The following is a 13,917-nucleotide window of genomic DNA, read 5'->3' as shown; positions in this document are numbered from 1 at the left end:
CTTTCGATGCGCCGACCGCTGAACCCGGCGCGGTCGGCACCGGTCTGAGTACTGCACGGGCGGCGCGCAGCGAACGCACCCTGAGCGCCCCCTGAGCACTAACGCGTGCCAACACATGCCAACGTGGGTCACAAGGAAATGAAAAAACTCTTTAGCGCACTGTTTCTTTCTCTTTCGATCGTCGCCGTCGGCGCGCAGGCAAGTCCCGCCGCGCCGGTGGCCGGCACGGACTACAGCGTCCTGAAGACGCCGCAGCCGGTGGACGTACCGGCCGGCAAGATCGAGGTCACCGAATTCTTCTGGTACGGCTGCCCGCACTGCAACGAGTTCGAGCCGTATCTGGAAGCGTGGGTCAAGAAGCAGGGCCCGGACGTGGTGTTCAAGCGTGTGCCGGTGGCGTTCCGCGACGACTTCCTGCCGCACTCGAAGCTCTATCACGCGTTGGACGCGCTGGGCGTCGAGCCGCAGCTCACGCCGAAGGTCTTCAACGAGATCCACGTGAACCGCGACTACCTGCTCAAGCCCGAAGACCAGGCGAAGTTCCTCGCGAAGAACGGCGTGGATCCGAAGAAGTTCATGGACGCCTACAACTCGTTCTCCACGCAAAGCGCTCTGCAACGCGACAAGAAGATGATCGCGGACTACAACATCGACGGCGTGCCGACGCTTGCCGTGCAAGGCAAGTACGAGACCGGCCCCGCGATGACGAACAGCCTGCCCGGCACGCTCCAGGTGCTGGACTACCTGATCGGCCAGATTCGCGCCAAGAAGATGTAAGCGCCGAAGCGCCGGCATGAGCTCACCTCTCAAGGTTTTCATCACCGGCGCTTCGAGCGGTATTGGCCTCGCGCTTGCCGCCGAATATGCGCGGCGCGGCGCGACTCTCGGCCTCGTCGCCCGCCGCGGCGACGCACTCGCCAGCTTCCGCCAGGCGCACCCGTCCCACCCCATCGCCATTTACGCCGTCGACGTGCGCGACGAGGCTGCGCTCGCCAGCGCCGCGCAGCGGTTCATGGCCGACTACGGCTGTCCCGACGTGGTCATCGCCAACGCAGGCGTGAGCCGCGGCGCGATCACCGGCCACGGCGACCTCAAGACGTTCCGCGACGTCATGGACGTCAACTACTACGGCATGGTCGCCACCTTCGAGCCATTCGCGGCCGCCATGGTGGCCGCGAGGCACGGCACGCTCGTCGGCATTGCCAGCGTGGCCGGCGTACGCGGCTTGCCTGGCTCGGGGGCCTACAGCGCGTCCAAGGCGGCAGCGCTCAAATACCTCGAAGCGCTGCGCGTGGAGATGCGCCCGCATGGCGTGGCCGTCGTCACCATTGCGCCCGGCTACATCCGCACGCCGATGACGGCGCGCAACCCCTATCGCATGCCGTTCCTCATGGACGTGGACCGTTTCGCGGCGAAGGTCGCGGACGCCGTCGCCCGCAAGACGCGCTTCGCCGTGTTCCCGTGGCAGATGCGCGTGGCGGCCGCGCTGCTGCACGGGCTGCCGCGCGCGATCTACGATCGCGTCTTCGAAAAGGCGCCGCGCAAACCACGCGCGGGCGACGCGGGCGAATAGGCGCATGGGCTCGCCAGCAACGGCCGGCCCTCCTGTGTCAGCGCTCGCGGCTAGCATGCAGGCCGGCGTCAACGGTGCGACGGTTGACGCAGCCGGTGCCGAACACAGCCGCGCCGGCCCCGGTGCCCGCATCGTCTGCCTCGTTCCCAGCATCACCGAACTGCTGTTTGCGCTTTCGCTCGACGCACAGATCGTCGGACGCACGGGCTTCTGCATTCACCCGCGCGAGCGCGTGCACCGCGTGCCGAAGGTCGGCGGCACGAAAGCCGTCAAGATCGACGCCGTTCGCGCGTTGCGGCCCACGCACGTCATCGTCAACATCGACGAAAACGAAACGCACACCGTGGATGAACTGCGCCGCTTCGTGCCGCACGTCGTCGTCACGCATCCGCTCGCGCCGCACGACAATCTCACGCTGTACCGGTTGCTTGGCGCCATCTTCGATCGCGAGCGAGAAGCCGAAACGCTCTGCGTGGCGCTGCAGGCGCGGCTCGATGCAGTGGCGGCACACGCATGGCCGGAACAGCACGTGCTCTACGCCATCTGGCGCGAGCCGTGGATGACCGTGGCGCGCGACACCTACATCGCCGCCATGCTCGGGCTCGTGAACTGGCAGACACAGCCCGTGAGGTATGGCGGCGCCGCTGGTGCCGCACGCTATCCGACCTTCGATTTCGACGCGCCCTGGCTCGCAGACGTAGACCGCGTGCTGCTGTCGAGCGAGCCCTACCGCTTCACCCTGGCCCACGCAGATGCCTTGCGCCGCGACCCAAGGCTCGCCGGCAAGCGTGTTGGGTTGATCGATGGCGAATTCGTCTCGTGGTACGGCTCGCGGGCAATCGCGGGCATCGAGTATCTGATGAACTTCGCCTCGGCCTGACACAAGCTCGCTTCCTCACGTTCAGTGGACCCGCGCGCCGCTGGGCTTTGCTTGCCGCAAACCCTCGCGCAGTTCGTAGCTTGCGCCCGACCGCCGCGCATAACCATATGCCGATTGGACGGGTTGTCGCCGCAATATCCCTTCGATAAGCTTGCCGGGCTGGAATCGCTTGAATCCGCAGACAGGCTGCTGCGCCAGCCAGGCGCTGCATCGCAGGCTGCCCGCGCAGGCATGGCCGGCCCGAACGTGCGATGCTTCGCTTGCACCATGAACCAGACGAACTGCCTGACCACGACTGTTATGGGAGAACCTATGCGCCTCAGACTGCCCGCCGCCTTGCTGCCCCTGCTCGTGGCTCTGCCAGCGCTGGCACTGGCCAAACCGCTCACGGTGTGCACGGAGTCGAGCCCGGACGGTTTCGACGTCGTCCAGTTCAACTCGCTCGTTACGACGAACGCCTCGGCCGACGTGATCTTCAACCCGCTCGTCTCATACGACGAGGCCGCGAAGAAGGTCGTGCCGGCGCTCGCCGACAAGTGGGAAGTCAGCGACGACGGTCTCACCTACACGTTCCATCTGCGCCCGAACGTGCAGTTCCAGACCACGGACTACTTCAAGCCCAACCGTCCGCTCAATGCCGACGACGTCGTCTTCACGTTCACCCGCATGCTCGACGACAGCAACCCGTGGCACAAGGTGACGGGCCCGAGCGGCTTTCCGCACGCACAGTCGATGGGCCTCACGAAGCTGATCAAGTCGGTATCCAAGGTGGACGACAGCACGGTGAAGTTCGAACTCAACGAACCGAACGCCACGTTCCTGCCCATCCTGACAATGGGCTTCGCGTCGATCTATTCGGCCGAGTATGCCGACCAGCTGCTCAAGGCCGGCAAGCAGACGGACCTCAACGCGAAGCCGATCGGCACCGGGCCGTTCGTGCTGAAGAGCTACACGAAAGACGCGCTGATCCGCTATGAGGTGAACCCCACGTACTGGGGGCCGAAGCCGAAGATCGACCGCCTGATTTACGCCATCACGCCTGACGCCGCGGTGCGCGCGCAGAAGGTCAAGGCCGGCGAATGCCAGATCGCACTCTCCCCGAAGCCTCAGGACGTTGCCGACGCGAAGAACGAAAAGTCACTGAAGGTCGTGCAGACGCCCGCCTTCATGACCGCCTTCGTCGCGCTGAACACCGAGAAGAAGCCGCTCGACAACCAGAAGGTTCGCCAGGCGCTGAACCTCGCCTTCGATCGCGCCACTTATCTCAAAGTCGTCTTCGACAACACCGCGATACCCGCCGCGAACCCGTGGCCGCCCAACACGTGGAGCTACGACAAGGGCATCCAGCCGTATCCGCACGACATCGCCAAGGCCAAACAGCTGCTCGCGGAGGCCGGTCTGCCGAACGGTTTCTCGACCACGATCTGGGTCCGGCCAACCGGTAGCGTGCTGAACCCGAATCCGAAAGCCGGCGCGGAACTGTTGCAGGCCGACTTCGCGAAGATCGGCGTGAAAGCGGACGTGAAGGTGATCGAATGGGGCGAGTTGATCAAGGAAGCGAAGCAGGGGCAGCACGACACCCTCTTCATGGGCTGGGCCGGCGACAACGGCGACCCCGACAACTATCTGTCGCCGCTCTTCAGCTGCAATGCCGTGAAGTCGGGCATCAACTTCGCGCGTTACTGCGACCCGCAGCTCGACAAGCTGATCGCCGAAGGCAAGACGACAGCGGACCTCGGCAAGCGGACCAAGGCCTACGAGGCCGCGCAAAAGATCATCCACGACGAGGCGTTGTGGATTCCGCTCGGCTATCCCACGGCTGCGGCGATTACGCGGGCGAACGTCAGCGGCTATCAGGTCAGCCCGTTCGGGCGGCAGAACTTCGGGAACGTGGTGGTGCAGTAACGCTCACACGGCCCTGGCAGCGTCGGGACGGAGCTGCCAGGGCTGGGTCGGGATGGAGCCGCCCGGCCCGGGCCAGCGTCAGCCTCAAGCCCGATACAAGCTGGACCCAAGCTGGACCCAAGCGGAATCCAGGCTGACTTCAAGCCGCGAAGCGGATCACCCCGTCGTCGCCCTGCTCGCGCTTGAGTTCGCCCGCCAGCCACAGCAGATGCAAGTGCGCGAGCGCTTCGCCCATCGCGAAGGTCATCTGGTGAATGTCCAGCTCGCGCTTGAACATCAGCGGCACGATGTCGGCCGCGCTGCACGGCGCCTTTTCACAGGCCTCGCGCACTTCGGCAAGCCGCGCGTCGTGGTGCGCCCGCAATTGGCCAATACGCGTGTGCAGTCCGCGGAACGGCTTGCCGTGCGAGGGCAGCACGAGCGTGTCCGCCGGCATGGGCTCGTAACGGCCCAGCGACTCGAGATACAGCGCGAGCGGGTTGCCTTCGGGCTCGATGTCGAACACCGAAACGTTGGTGGAAATGCGCGGCAGCACCATGTCGCCGGAAATCAGCACGCCCGCCTCTTCACAATGCAGCGCGCAATGCTCGGGCGAATGGCCGAAGCCCGTCACCACGCGCCAGCTACGTCCGCCAATGCGCACTTCGTCGGCCTCGCGCAGCCGCCGATATTGGCTCGGAATAGCCGGCACGAGGCTCGAGTAGTAGCTGCGACGGCTGCGCAGTTTTTCCAGCGATGCCTCGTCGGCGAGGCCATGGCGCGCGAAGTGCCGCGCGGCGCCCTCGCCGCCCGCATTCGAGCCGTCCCCTGCGCCCATCACGCGGCCCAGCATGTATTCGCCCAAGGTGATCCACAGCCGCACGTTCCAGCGCTCGCGCTCGCCGCCGTTGCACAGCCAGTGTGCGAGCCCGAGATGGTCCGGGTGGCAGTGCGTGACGAGCACGCGCAACACCGGCAAACCCTCCAGCACGCTATCGAACACGCTTTCCCAGTGCGCCTTGATCGTGTCCGACGCGATGCCGCAGTCGATCACCGTCCAGCCACGCTGTCCGTCGATTTCATCGCGCAACAGCCAAAGATTGATGTGATCGAGCGCGAACGGCAGCGGCATGCGCAGCCAGAACACGCCCGGCGCGACTTCGAACACACTGCCGGGCTCGGGCAGCGTGTCCGCAAAGGGATAGTTGAGCTGGTGTTCGAGTGCATTCATCGCGGGTCTCTTCTCCTTTTTCCTGCCTGGCTGCGTCGATCGGCCTGGTTGCCGGCCTGGTCGCCGGCTTGCTTACCGGCCTGGTTGCCGGCTCGTTCGGCAACCTCGCGCCAGGTTGCGCAAGTCTCAAGTTGACGATAACGTAAACGTCGATTCTATCGTTCATTTGGACCCACGTGCCGGCGGCTACCCGGCGGCTACCCAGTGCTACCCAGCCGCCCAACGTGCCGCGCCGGTCCGACGACTTCCGAGCCATGACCACCCAGTACACGATCACCGAGCTTGCCCGCGAATTCGACGTCACACCCCGCGCCATCCGGTTCTACGAGGATCAGGGCCTGCTCTCGCCCAGTCGCGAGGGGGCGAGCGGCCTGCGGCGCGTCTATTCGGGACGCGATCGCACGCGCCTCAAGCTGACGCTGCGCGGCAAGCGACTTGGTTTCACGCTCTCGGAAATTCGCGATCTGCTCGACCTGTACGAATCGCCGACCGACACCCTTCCCCAGCTCCAGGCGTTTCTCGCCACGGTGGTGCGCCACCGCGAGGTGCTCGAACGGCAACGCGAAGACCTGAACGCGACGCTCGAAGACCTCGCGCAGTACGAAGCGCAGGCGCGGACGCTGCTGGAAAGCAACCGGCACAAAGGCGAACGCGGCACGGAAGCCGCTACGTCCTCGGGCGAGACCCGCTGAACCCGCTGACCCAGGAACGAACCCGAACTGGAAAACCGCGCGCCTGCGAGCGCAAGGCACCGACAGGAGATAGCAGCAAACCAACAGGCACCCAAGGCCCGCCACCAGGGAGCGAGACGAGGAAACAGCGGCAAGCAGACGGGCGGGCGGCGCACCTCGGCACAGGCCCCAGCCCACGCCGCCGCGAGCGCTCGGTTACAGGGTAGTCAGCACTGGCGCGTGCCGCACCGTTCGCGCACGATGCCATCAAGATGGCGCGCGATGGCCGAAAGAAGCCGCCACGGCCGGCCAGGTGCGCGCAGAACGAAGCGCGCAAAAGCGGCCAAAACAAAAGGCCGCGAATAGCCCGGACACTCACGGACGATACAATCCCGTGTGTCCTCACGACATGGAACATGCACGGTCGACATGAATCACTTTCCCAAACTGCTGTCGTCGCAGATCGGTTTCGACCTCGCGCAAACCATGCTCGAAGGCTTCGATCGGCATTACCGGATCTTCCGCGACGCAGCCATCCGTGCAAAAGAACTGTTCGAAGCCGGCGACTGGCATGGCCTGCAGCGTCTCGCGCGCGAGCGCATTACGTCGTATGACGAGCGCGTGGAAGAATGCGTCGAGTTGCTCGAAGACGAATACGACGCCGAGAACATCGACGACGAAGTCTGGCAGCAGATCAAGCTCCACTACATCGGCCTGCTCACGCGCCACCAGCAGCCCGAGTGCGCCGAGACGTTCTTCAATTCGGTCTGCTGCAAGATCCTGCACCGCTCGTATTTCAACAACGACTTCATTTTCGTGCGGCCCGCCATCTCGACGGAGTACATCGAGAACGACGAGCCCGCCGCGAAGCCCACCTACCGCGCCTACTATCCCGGCAAGGACGGGCTCGCCGCCACGCTCGAGCGCGTCGTCACAAACTTCCAGCTGGAGCCGCCGTTCGAAGACCTCACGCGCGACGTCGGTTGCCTGATGCAGGCCATTCACGACGCGTTCGGCGAATTCGAAGAAGCCGCGAACTTCCAGATTCACGTGCTCTCGTCGCTGTTCTTCCGCAACAAGGCGGCCTACATCATCGGGCGCATCATCAACGGCGAAGTCATGCTGCCGTTCGCCGTGCCCATCCGCCACGCGAAGCCCGGCGTGCTCACGCTCGATACCGTGCTGCTCAAGCGCGAGCAGCTGCTCATCATCTTCAGCTTCTCGCACTCGTACTTCCTCGTGGACATGGAAGTGCCCTCGGCCTACGTCGAGTTCCTGCGCACCATCATGCCGGGCAAGCCGAAGGCGGAAATCTATACGTCGGTGGGTCTGCAGAAGCAGGGCAAGAACCTGTTCTACCGCGACCTGCTGCATCACCTCTCGCATTCGAGCGACCAGTTCATCGTCGCGCCCGGCATCAAGGGCCTCGTGATGCTGGTGTTCACGCTGCCGTCGTTCCCTTACGTGTTCAAGCTCATCAAGGACGCGTTCCCGCCGCCCAAAGAGACCACGCGCGAGCAGATCGTCGCGAAGTACCAGTTGGTGAAGCGTCACGACCGGCTGGGCCGCATGGCCGACACGCTCGAATATTCGAGCGTCGCGCTGCCGGTGTCGCGCCTCGACGACGCGCTCATCAAGGAACTGGAAACCTACGCGCCCTCGATGATCGAGTACGAGGGCGACAACCTCGTGATCCGCCACGTCTACATCGAGCGCCGCATGGTGCCGCTCAATATCTACCTGCAAAACGGCACCGACGAGCAGGTGGAACACGCGGTGAAGGAATACGGCGATGCGGTGAAAGAGCTGATGCAGGCGAACATTTTCCCGGGCGACATGCTCTACAAGAACTTCGGCGTGACGCGCCACGGCCGCGTGGTGTTCTACGACTACGACGAGATCGAGTACCTCACCGACTGCAACGTGCGCGCCGTGCCCGCGCCGCGCAACGAGGAAGACGAACTCTCCGGCGAGCCGTGGTACGCCGTCGGCCCGCACGACATCTTCCCGGAAACCTACGGCACGTTCCTGCTGGGCGACACGCGCGTGCGGCAATACTTCCTCGCGCACCACGCCGACTTCTTCACGCCCGAACTCTGGCAAAGGCACAAGGATCATCTGCTGAAGGGCGAGTTGCCCGATTTTTTCCCGTACGACCAGAGCATCCGCTTCTGCGTACGTTATCCCGAGCGCTTCGTCGGCGCCGGGGGCCACGTGGGTCAGGCATCGAACCTGCCCACGCAGCCCGCAGCGGCCACGGCCAACACAGCCGACGAAGCCGCCGTGAAGGTGGCATGACCGCCATGCGCGCGCTCTACGCCACCTTCTTTCAGCCTCAACCGGAGGGCCGCCCCCGCGGCCCCGAAACACCAATCGAGTCATCATGAGCACGACTTCTCCAGACCATCCGCTCTCACACCTGTTCGACAACAACCGGAAGTGGGTTGCCTCGAAGCTCGCTGCCGACCCGCAATACTTCTCGCGCCTCGCCGACCAGCAGGCGCCCGAGTATCTGTGGATCGGCTGTTCCGATTCGCGGGTGCCCGCCAACCAGATCATCGGCCTGCCGCCGGGCGAGGTGTTCGTCCACCGCAACATCGCCAACGTGGTGGTGCACTCGGACCTCAACTGTCTTTCGGTGATCCAGTTCGCCGTCGACCTGCTGAAGGTCAAGCACATCATGGTGGTGGGCCACTACGGCTGCTCGGGCGTGGGCGCGGCGCTGCACGGCCGGCGCGTGGGCCTCGCGGACAACTGGCTGCATCACGTGCAGGACGTGCGCGCCAAGCACGCGGCCCTGCTCGAAGAATGGCCCATCGGCGAAGCGCGCCACCGGCGGCTCGTGGAACTCAACACCATCGAGCAGGTGCTCAACGTCTGCCGCACCACCATCGTCAACGACGCGTGGGCGCGCGGCCAGTCGCTCACCGTTCACGGTTGGGCCTACGGCGTGCATGACGGCCGCGTGCGCAACCTTGGCATGACCATCTCGTCGGCCGATCAGCTCGAAGACACGTATCAGCGCTGCGTGAGCGGCGCCACGACCAGCCACGCCCACGAAACCGACAACGACGTGGTGGCCGCCGATGCCGCGAAGCTCGGCGACGTACCCGCCGTCGTACAAGGCGTTATCAAGGAGCTCAAACATGAGTGAAATGAACGGGACAACACGCGATCCAATCGTCATCGTGGCGGCCGCGCGCACGCCGATGGCGGCGTTCCAGGGCGAGTTCGCCGCGCTCACCGCGCCGCAGCTCGGGTCCGCGGCGATTGCGGCAGCCGTTGAGCGCGCCGGCCTCAAGCCGGAGCACGTCGATGAAGTGATCATGGGCTGCGTGCTGCCGGCCGGCCAGGGCCAGGCGCCGGCGCGCCAGGCGTCGCTAGGCGCCGGACTGCCGCTGTCGGCGGGCTGCACGACGGTCAACAAGATGTGCGGCTCGGGCATGCGCGCGGCCATGTTCGCGCACGACATGCTGCTCGCCGAATCGGCGCAGGTGATCGTGGCAGGCGGCATGGAGAGCATGACCAACGCGCCGTACCTGCTGCCGAAGGCGCGCGCCGGCATGCGCATGGGCCACGGCCAGGTGATCGATCACATGTTCTACGACGGCCTTGAAGACGCATACGAGAAAGGCCGCCTGATGGGCACGTTCGCCGAGGAATGCGCGGCGTCGTTCGACTTTTCGCGCGAGCAGCAGGACGCGTTCGCCATCGAATCGTTGAAGCGCGCAAAGCGTGCGAACGAAGACGGCTCCTTCGCGTGGGAGATCGCGCCGGTCACGGTGGAAAGCCGCAAGGGCGAAGTGCGGGTGGAACGCGACGAACAGCCGTTCAAGGCCAACATCGAGAAGATTGCGAGCCTCAAGCCCGCGTTCAGCAAGACCGGCACGGTGACGGCGGCGAACTCGTCGTCCATTTCGGACGGTGCAGCCGCGCTCGTCATGATGCGGGCGTCGACGGCCGCGCGCCTCGGTCTCTCGCCGCTCGCGCGCGTGGTGGGCCACACGACCTTCGCGCAGGAACCCGCGAAGTTCACCACGGCGCCGGTGGGCGCCATCCGGCGTCTATTCGAGAAGAACGGCTGGCGCGCGGGCGACGTCGATCTCTACGAGATCAACGAGGCCTTCGCCGTGGTCACGATGGCCGCCATGAAGGAGCACGGGCTGCCGCACGACAAGGTGAACATCAACGGCGGCGCGTGTGCGCTGGGGCACCCTATCGGCGCATCGGGTGCGCGCATCGTCGTCACGCTGATCGGCGCGCTGCGTCAGCATGGGTTGAAGCGCGGGGTGGCAAGCCTGTGCATCGGCGGTGGCGAGGCCACGGCCATGGGCATCGAACTCGTGTGAGCGCAAACGAACCCGTACGCAGACACGGAGGTGACAGCATGAGGACAGCGCTCGTGGTTGGCGCATCGCGCGGCATTGGCCGCGAGTTAGTGCGGCAGTACCGCAAGTCTGGCTGGCGCGTGCTGGCCACGGCGCGCGACGAAGCGTCCCTCGCCGAACTCGGCGAGATGGGCGCGCAGACCTTCCCGCTCGACATCACAGAGCCCGAGCAGATCGCGGCGCTCGGCTGGAAGCTCGACGGCGAACGGCTCGACGTCGCGTTGATCGTCTCCGGCGTGTACGGGCCGCGCACCGAAGGCGTCGAGACCTTCACGGCGGAAGACTTCGACTACGTGATGGCCACCAACGTCCGCGGCCCCATGCAGTTGATGCCGATTCTGCTGCCGCTCGTCGAAGAGGCGCACGGCGTGCTCGCGGTGCTCTCGAGCCGCATGGGCAGCATTGCGGGCGCGGGCGGCACGACGGGCTGGCTCTATCGCGCGAGCAAGGCCGCCGTGAACGACGCGCTCAAGGTGGCGTCGCTGCAGACGCGCCGTGCGACGTGCGTGGCGCTGCATCCGGGCTGGGTGCGCACGGACATGGGCGGCACCGAGGCCGCCATCGACGTGCAGCACAGCGTGAACGGCCTGCGCGAAGTGCTGGCCGAAGCCGCCGTAGAGCGCGACGTCTTCAACGGACGCTTCTTCCAGTACGACGGCACGGAACTGGACTGGTAGCGCGCACAGGACCCATCGCAAAAACTTCACCAAAAACGGAGACACCCCGACATGCTGCTCGACGAGGATCACCTGATGGTCCGCGACGCGGTGCGCGCCTTCGTGCGCGAGGAAGTGGCGCCACACGCGGCCGCGTGGGACCGCGAGCGCGTCTTTCCCGCGCAGGTGCATCGCCAGCTGGCGCAACTGGGCGCCTACGGCGTGATGGTGCCGCCCGCGTACGGCGGCGCCGGCCTCGACGCATTGGCGCTCGCCGTAATGCTCGAGGAAATCGCGGCCGGCGACGGCGGCACCTCCACGGCCATTTCGGTCAACAACTGCCCCGTGTGCAGCATCCTGCTCGCTTACGGCAACGACGACCAGAAGCGCGACTGGCTCACGCCGCTCGCGCGCGGCGACATGCTGGGCGCGTTCTGCCTGACCGAGCCGCAGGCGGGCTCGGACGCCTCCGCGCTGCGCACCACCGCTACGCGTGACGGCGACAGCTACGTGCTGAACGGGGTGAAGCAGTTCATCACGAGCGGCAAGAACGGCCAGGTTGCGATCGTGATGGCGGTCACCGACAAATCCGCCGGCAAGCGCGGCATCAGCGCGTTCATCGTGCCCACCGACACGCCCGGCTACGTCGTGGCGCGGCTCGAAGACAAGCTGGGCCAGCATTCGTCGGACACGGCGCAGATCGTCTTCGACGACTGCCGCGTACCGGCGGCGAACCTGATCGGCGCCGAAGGCGAGGGCTATCGCATCGCGCTTTCGGGGCTGGAAGGCGGACGCATCGGCATCGCGGCGCAGAGTGTGGGCATGGCCCGCGCGGCGTTCGAAGCGGCGCTCGCTTACGCGAAGGAGCGCGAGAGCTTCGGCGAGCCGCTTTTCGCGCACCAGGCCGTGCAGTTCCGGCTCTCGGACATGGCCACGCAGCTCGAAGCGGCCCGGCAGCTCGTCTGGCACGCCGCGGCGTTGAAGGACGCCGGCCAGCCCTGTCTCACGGAAGCGGCGATGGCGAAGCTGTTCGCCTCCGAAGCCGCGGAGCGCATCTGCTCGGCGGCCTTGCAGATTCACGGCGGCTACGGCTACCTCAGCGATTTTCCGGTGGAGCGCATCTACCGCGACGTGCGCGTGTGCCAGATTTACGAGGGCACGAGCGACATCCAGAAGATCCTGATCGCACGCGGCCTCGCTTGACTCGCGATTCCCTCCTGCCACGCCTCATCCGATGACTTCAGCACCCCACGCCAGCGCCCGTCCGACGGACTGCCCCTGCGGCGGCGCCGCGCCCGACCAGAAAAGCGGCGCCCGGCCGCCGCGTTACGCGGACTGCTGCGGGCGCTTCATCGACGGCGCCACCGCGGCGCCCCGCGCGCTGGAACTCATGCGCTCGCGGTACACGGCGTACGTGCTGGGCGAGTCGGCGTATCTGCGCGACACATGGGCGCAAGAGACCTGCCCCGCCGACCTCGACGTCGACCCGAACGCGCCGGACGCCCCGCGCTGGCTGGGCCTTGCCATCAAGCGCCATACGCCCATCGACGAAACCCATGCCGAGGTCGAATTCGTCGCTCGCTACAAAGTGGGCGGCCGCGCCCACCGGCTGCACGAGACGAGCCGCTTCCTGCGCGGCGCCGATGGACGGTGGCGGTATGTGGACGGAGACGTACGGGAGGGGTGAGGTGTGGAGGGCGGCGGTGCAGGCTAATTAAGGCAACTGCGTGAGGCAACTGCGCGCCTCAGGCCAGCACGTCGATCCCGTGTTTCTTGACCACCTGAAGTAGGCGCGCCGCCATGCCGCTGGGTCGCTTCTGGCCGGTCTCCCACTTCTGAACCGTCGATGCGCTGGTGTTGAGATACAGCGCAAAAACGGGCTGGCTCACCTTGGCGGCCTTGCGAATGTTCACGATGTCTTTCGCTGCGAACTGTGGCGGCGCCTCGATGCAAAGGTCGTCGTATTCGCGCATCGTGGTCTTGTCGATGACCTTCGAACGGTGGAGGCCCGACGCTGCGCTATGGACGGCTTCAAGGGCGTCGCTTTTGAACCGTTTGCTCGCCATGGCAAATCTCCTGTAGTTCCCCGTCGTGCACGAGCCGGTCGATTTCCGCCGGCTTCAGCCTGCTGTAATCCTTCGCGAGTTTCCTGAACGCCCGCAGCTCCAGGTCGGTAATGTTCTCCCGATCTTTTTTCGCGAAGAGATAGACAAAGATCCAGCACGCTCCCACCCGGCTGACCACGATGCTGCGATGTCTGTTCTTGTCGAGACGCTTTTTCCAGACGTTTCCGCCCAGATCCGCGCCCAGACCTTTCGCTAGTTCGCGAGCCGCGTCGTAAAGTTCCCGGTTGCTGATTCGTGCCGCTCTCGCCGCCTTGCCGAACCATAGAGTCTTGAAGATGCGTGCGGCGAAATCCGGCATGAAGGCGATCGAGAATGGCGGAGTCGAAATATAGCACCAGGTGCAACACCAATCAATCGGGCACCGACGTCGCATCCCCTCCCCTGTCGCACTTTGCATACGGCGCTTATTACCGCCCCTCACGCATTTTTTCCCGAGTCTCTTACCGATTTCGAGCGCCCGGCCAGTAAAACACGGCCCGGCGCGGTTCTGCGCCGCAGCCCCATTTTC

Annotated in this window: 14 protein-coding genes; 11 read left to right on the top strand and 3 right to left on the bottom strand. The window is 65.5% G+C overall.

Features of this window, described 5'->3' with window-relative positions:
• The first annotated feature begins 138 nt into the window (after window positions 1-138).
• The 4 genes from P2869_RS00915 to P2869_RS00900 all read left to right on the top strand — a co-directional run bounded on the left by P2869_RS00915 (window position 139) and on the right by P2869_RS00900 (window position 4,358).
• Window positions 139-777: a thiol:disulfide interchange protein DsbA/DsbL gene (locus tag P2869_RS00915; protein ID WP_017772544.1), complete on the top strand. Its 639-nt coding sequence runs from the start codon at window positions 139-141 to the stop codon at window positions 775-777.
• A 16-nt stretch (window positions 778-793) separates the two neighbouring features.
• Window positions 794-1,573, top strand: a complete 780-nt coding sequence (locus P2869_RS00910) for an SDR family oxidoreductase (RefSeq protein ID WP_017772543.1) — start codon at window positions 794-796, stop codon at window positions 1,571-1,573.
• Between the two features lie 55 nt (window positions 1,574-1,628).
• Window positions 1,629-2,453 carry a helical backbone metal receptor gene (locus P2869_RS00905; protein ID WP_277597216.1) on the top strand — a complete coding sequence of 275 codons (825 nt, stop codon included), beginning with the start codon at window positions 1,629-1,631 and terminating at the stop codon, window positions 2,451-2,453.
• A gap of 312 nt (window positions 2,454-2,765) precedes the next feature.
• Window positions 2,766-4,358 (top strand): ABC transporter substrate-binding protein, encoded by a 1,593-nt coding sequence (locus P2869_RS00900; RefSeq protein ID WP_277597215.1) that lies wholly within the window; start codon window positions 2,766-2,768, stop codon window positions 4,356-4,358.
• Between the two features lie 139 nt (window positions 4,359-4,497).
• Here the strand turns inward: P2869_RS00900 and P2869_RS00895 are convergent, their stop codons facing one another.
• Entirely contained in the window at window positions 4,498-5,568 is a 1,071-nt protein-coding gene (locus P2869_RS00895) for an MBL fold metallo-hydrolase (protein WP_199542808.1), read from the bottom strand.
• A gap of 254 nt (window positions 5,569-5,822) precedes the next feature.
• Here P2869_RS00895 and P2869_RS00890 point away from each other — a divergent pair, with 254 nt between their 5' ends.
• The 7 genes from P2869_RS00890 to P2869_RS00860 all read left to right on the top strand — a co-directional run bounded on the left by P2869_RS00890 (window position 5,823) and on the right by P2869_RS00860 (window position 12,970).
• A complete protein-coding gene (locus P2869_RS00890; RefSeq protein WP_199542810.1) occupies window positions 5,823-6,260 on the top strand; it encodes a MerR family DNA-binding transcriptional regulator in 438 nt (145 codons plus the stop codon).
• Window positions 6,261-6,668: 408 nt separating this feature from the next.
• Complete coding sequence (aceK, locus tag P2869_RS00885; RefSeq protein ID WP_277597214.1) at window positions 6,669-8,537, top strand: bifunctional isocitrate dehydrogenase kinase/phosphatase; 1,869 nt, start codon at window positions 6,669-6,671, stop codon at window positions 8,535-8,537.
• An 85-nt stretch (window positions 8,538-8,622) separates the two neighbouring features.
• Window positions 8,623-9,393: a carbonate dehydratase gene (gene can, locus P2869_RS00880; RefSeq protein ID WP_277597213.1), complete on the top strand. Its 771-nt coding sequence runs from the start codon at window positions 8,623-8,625 to the stop codon at window positions 9,391-9,393.
• Complete coding sequence (locus P2869_RS00875) at window positions 9,386-10,588, top strand: acetyl-CoA C-acetyltransferase (RefSeq protein ID WP_277597212.1); 1,203 nt, start codon at window positions 9,386-9,388, stop codon at window positions 10,586-10,588. The genes can and P2869_RS00875 overlap by 8 nt, the downstream gene beginning before the upstream one ends.
• A 38-nt stretch (window positions 10,589-10,626) precedes the next feature.
• A complete protein-coding gene (locus P2869_RS00870; RefSeq protein ID WP_277597211.1) occupies window positions 10,627-11,304 on the top strand; it encodes an SDR family oxidoreductase in 678 nt (225 codons plus the stop codon).
• A 51-nt stretch (window positions 11,305-11,355) separates the two neighbouring features.
• Entirely contained in the window at window positions 11,356-12,486 is a 1,131-nt protein-coding gene (locus tag P2869_RS00865) for an acyl-CoA dehydrogenase family protein (RefSeq protein ID WP_277597210.1), read from the top strand.
• Between the two features lie 31 nt (window positions 12,487-12,517).
• Window positions 12,518-12,970 (top strand): YchJ family protein, encoded by a 453-nt coding sequence (locus P2869_RS00860; RefSeq protein WP_277597209.1) that lies wholly within the window; start codon window positions 12,518-12,520, stop codon window positions 12,968-12,970.
• Between the two features lie 58 nt (window positions 12,971-13,028).
• Here P2869_RS00860 and P2869_RS00855 read toward each other — a convergent pair whose 3' ends face one another.
• Both P2869_RS00855 and P2869_RS00850 read right to left on the bottom strand, forming a co-directional pair.
• Window positions 13,029-13,349, bottom strand: a complete 321-nt coding sequence (locus P2869_RS00855; protein ID WP_277597208.1) for a DNA-binding transcriptional regulator — start codon at window positions 13,347-13,349, stop codon at window positions 13,029-13,031.
• Entirely contained in the window at window positions 13,315-13,707 is a 393-nt protein-coding gene (locus P2869_RS00850; protein ID WP_277597207.1) for a type II toxin-antitoxin system RelE/ParE family toxin, read from the bottom strand. The genes P2869_RS00855 and P2869_RS00850 overlap by 35 nt, the downstream gene beginning before the upstream one ends.
• Window positions 13,708-13,917: the final 210 nt, after the last annotated feature.

Origin of the sequence: Paraburkholderia sp. SUR17, from assembly GCF_029536165.1 — a bacterium.
GTDB classification, from domain to species: domain Bacteria; phylum Pseudomonadota; class Gammaproteobacteria; order Burkholderiales; family Burkholderiaceae; genus Paraburkholderia; species Paraburkholderia kururiensis.
Note: the sequence above shows the minus strand (reverse complement) of the source record. Positions and strands in the feature narration are given on the sequence as shown.

Bases quoted from the DNA above. Each gene is read 5' to 3' on its own strand.
- P2869_RS00915 (WP_017772544.1), top strand. From the start codon at position 139: ATGAAAAAACTCTTTAGCGCACTGTTTCTTTCTCTTTCGATCGTCGCC.
- P2869_RS00910 (WP_017772543.1), top strand. From the start codon at position 794: ATGAGCTCACCTCTCAAGGTTTTCATCACCGGCGCTTCGAGCGGTATT.
- P2869_RS00905 (WP_277597216.1), top strand. From the start codon at position 1,629: ATGCAGGCCGGCGTCAACGGTGCGACGGTTGACGCAGCCGGTGCCGAA.
- P2869_RS00900 (WP_277597215.1), top strand. From the start codon at position 2,766: ATGCGCCTCAGACTGCCCGCCGCCTTGCTGCCCCTGCTCGTGGCTCTG.
- P2869_RS00895 (WP_199542808.1), bottom strand. From the start codon at position 5,568: ATGAATGCACTCGAACACCAGCTCAACTATCCCTTTGCGGACACGCTG.
- P2869_RS00890 (WP_199542810.1), top strand. From the start codon at position 5,823: ATGACCACCCAGTACACGATCACCGAGCTTGCCCGCGAATTCGACGTC.
- aceK (WP_277597214.1), top strand. From the start codon at position 6,669: ATGAATCACTTTCCCAAACTGCTGTCGTCGCAGATCGGTTTCGACCTC.
- can (WP_277597213.1), top strand. From the start codon at position 8,623: ATGAGCACGACTTCTCCAGACCATCCGCTCTCACACCTGTTCGACAAC.
- P2869_RS00875 (WP_277597212.1), top strand. From the start codon at position 9,386: ATGAGTGAAATGAACGGGACAACACGCGATCCAATCGTCATCGTGGCG.
- P2869_RS00870 (WP_277597211.1), top strand. From the start codon at position 10,627: ATGAGGACAGCGCTCGTGGTTGGCGCATCGCGCGGCATTGGCCGCGAG.
- P2869_RS00865 (WP_277597210.1), top strand. From the start codon at position 11,356: ATGCTGCTCGACGAGGATCACCTGATGGTCCGCGACGCGGTGCGCGCC.
- P2869_RS00860 (WP_277597209.1), top strand. From the start codon at position 12,518: ATGACTTCAGCACCCCACGCCAGCGCCCGTCCGACGGACTGCCCCTGC.
- P2869_RS00855 (WP_277597208.1), bottom strand. From the start codon at position 13,349: ATGGCGAGCAAACGGTTCAAAAGCGACGCCCTTGAAGCCGTCCATAGC.
- P2869_RS00850 (WP_277597207.1), bottom strand. From the start codon at position 13,707: ATGCCGGATTTCGCCGCACGCATCTTCAAGACTCTATGGTTCGGCAAG.